Here is a 3,027-nt window from a genome sequence, read left to right as displayed (position 1 = left end):
ACTCATCCGCTCTTGTGCTTTGGGATTACCGGTCATTTCAATAGTCATCTCGGAGGTTGGTACAACAACCGATGATGAAGCTGCGGATGAAGAAGAGGCTGTTGTCGCAGATGAAGTGGGTTGATCCGGTGCTTCTGTATCAATCTTTCGCAACAGATATCGTGAAGCCAGGCGGATGGCAAGCATGGCTGCTGCATTCGAGGTCACTGTGTTATGAGTGCTCTGTGCGTCCTGGGCGCTTTCAATAATTGCCTGTGTGAAGTTGTCTGGCATGGGAGACTCTCAATAATGAATGAATTGGTATTTATTATATCATTTTGGTTTTGATTTGGTCAAAAAGGTTGTTTATCCTAAATTAATGCTTGCTGAGGTATCAAAGATTTATAGAGTAAAGGTATCGCTGCGCGACCTTGTTTTTAACCCCCTCACCCTTATCCCTCTCCCCCACGCTTCGCGCGGAGGCGAGGGGAGCGGGTTCTTTTTTAACCCCCTCGCTTTGACCTCTATCACCTGCTGCGTGCGGAGGCGAGGGAAGCTGGTTCCTTTTTTAGCCCTCTTACCCTTACCCTTATCCCCCGCTATGCGGGGATGCGAGGGGGCTGGTTCTTTCGCCTGACAATTTTAAACGAGGTGGCTGACCTTGTTGATCTCAGCGCAAAACTCATCTCTTTAATGTGCTTTGTTCTCCCGGACTGTCTGGAACTTGGGGTCTTAGCGAATTTTGGTTAAACATTGAATGAGAGACAAGGGGGGTAGAAGTATCAGTCTCTGATGAAGGTGCTGAGGATGATGGTGCCGAGCTTGTGTCGTAGTCGGGTATGGCTGAATCCAGGCTTAATTGAGGGGTTGTTTGTTTTTGTGCTTGTTCCAGTACCGCTTCAAGCAAAAGCTTTGATTGGTCGTAGTTTAGGTTATCAGCTCGATCCAGAACAGAATCACCCTTGACGTTCTTTGCCAGGATGACGCGAACCTTTGCTGCCTCGGGCAGGCTGCTCAGAATTTGTTCGAGGGATTGAGGGTTACTTAAAGCTTCTTGCAACACGTTATTTCCTGTATGGTTACATTTAATTACAGCGTCAGCCCTTGTTGCCTCGGGCAAGCAGTCCATAAGCAGTTTAAGGCTTGCAGGGTTTTTAGCAGCCCAATGCAGCATGTCTTTCCCCGCATGATCACAGAACATCACAGCGTCAGCCTTTGCTGTTTCGGGTAGGCAGTCCAGAAGCAGTTTCAGTGATGCGTCATGCTGACAGGCAAGGTGCAGCGAGGTTATTCTGGAGCTGCTGCATGCCATTACGGCTTTTTCTTTTTCGTGTTCAGGTATACAGTCCATAAGCAGTTTTAGAGACTCAGTGTGGGATTTTGCTTCGAGCAGCAAGTTTCTGCCCTCATTGATTGATCGCATTACAGCTTGAGCTCTGTCCGTCTCGTGCAGGCAATCCAGGAGCAATTTCAATGATTGGGGTTCGTTGGCGGCCAAGTGTATCGCGGAAGCTCCATAATTGGTTTTTTTTATTACGGCCTGAGCCTTTTCACTTTCGGACATACAGTCGAGAAGCACTTTTAGTGATTCCCTATTAATTGCGGCCTTATGCAACAAATTATATCCCTCCTTGTTACATATCATGATGGCGTTAGCTCTTTCCTCTTCGGGTAGAGTATCCAGTAGCAGCTTCAAGGATTCAGGGTTATCTGAGGCTAGATGCAGCACGTTATTTCCATCCAAGTTACATTCCATCACCGCGTGAGCCCTTTGTGCTTCGGGCAAATAGTCCATGAACAATTTTAGGATCTCGTTGTAGGGTGCAGCGGCATGCAGCAAGTTATTGTTATGATTGTTAGCTATCATCACGGCTTTTTCTTTATCTGACTCGGGTATGAAATCCAGCAGTTGTTCCAGGATTTCAGGGCATTTGGTTATGGCATAATGCAGCGGGCTATTGCCATCATCGTAACGTGCTATTATTGCTTCAGCTCTGTCTGCCTGAGGCAGGCAGTTCAGAATTTCTTTCAGGAATTTAAGCTGATAGTCAGCGATAATGCCTAGGGGGGTATAGTCAGCATTGCTCTTAATCTTGATAATATTAGTCCTTTCCATCTCTGGCAGACAGTTTAAAATCTCTTTAAGAAGCATGGGGTAATGTCTTGCGACCCAGTGTAATATCGTTTCGCCATAATGATTCTTTGCCATTGCGGCATTCACCCTTTCTGTCTCTGGTAGGCAAACCAAAAGTAGTTTCAGTAGTTCAGGGTTTTTTCTTGTGGCAAGGTGCAGCACAGTATCTTTATTACTGTCGAATGTCATTGCAGCACGTACCTTTTCTGCCTCGGGAAGTAAATCCAGGATTAGTTTCAGGAGTCCGGGATGTACTTTCGCGATCAGGTGCAGCAAGGTAATTTTTTTGTCGTTTTTTTCCATTAGAACGCCAAACCGTTCTTGCTTAGGTATTGACTGGAAAAACCATAGTACAAAAGAAAAATAGCAATTATCTATGGCCGCTTGAAGCGGGTGGAATTTGCCTCTGAACTTCACCTCACAGTCTACGCCTTTGCCCATCAGGGCATTAGCAAAATTTATATTTCCGTACTCTGCGGCAAGATAAAAAGGAGTTAACTCGTGTCTATTAGTAGCGTGGGGATCAAAACCCGGAAGTTCAACGATTTGACGCACCATGGCGTCGGGCATATCTCTAGACGCTGCCAGCAATCGCGCGACATCAAGGCTGGATGCTGGCGTGATAGTGCCGGGTGTGAGCAGCACTGGAACGGGAGGTTCTCCTGTCGAGTCAAGCGCAGCAACATGTTCAACCTGAGCAAGCAGCGCTTCGGGCCAGGAATCTCGTGAAAGCGCATCGCCTGCGGTGTTCTGCTCCTGATTGCATCGGTTGCGGATGAATTCAAGCAGCTTGGGAAGGCACTGTTGAAACAAAGGCGACCAGGTGTGAGCAGGATAACAAAGGCCATGAAGCAGGATGCGGTTTATCTGATAGGGCGTCACTTCTAAAATACCGTCTTCCCCTGCTCTGGCTA

At 47.2% G+C, this 3,027-nt stretch carries 2 protein-coding genes; both read right to left on the bottom strand.

Annotated features, from left to right (window positions below):
* A partial coding sequence (locus tag G543_RS0116765; RefSeq protein ID WP_028385554.1) for a hypothetical protein occupies positions 1-273 on the bottom strand: 273 nt, incomplete at its 3' end.
* A 388-nt stretch (positions 274-661) separates the two neighbouring features.
* Positions 662-3,027, bottom strand: a 2,366-nt coding sequence (locus G543_RS18220; RefSeq protein ID WP_035922683.1) for an ankyrin repeat domain-containing protein, incomplete at its 5' end; no start/stop codon positions are given.

The sequence above is a fragment of the Legionella moravica DSM 19234 genome (genome assembly GCF_000423305.1).
Taxonomy (GTDB): domain Bacteria; phylum Pseudomonadota; class Gammaproteobacteria; order Legionellales; family Legionellaceae; genus Legionella; species Legionella moravica.
This window is presented reverse-complemented; position numbering and strand designations above follow the sequence as displayed.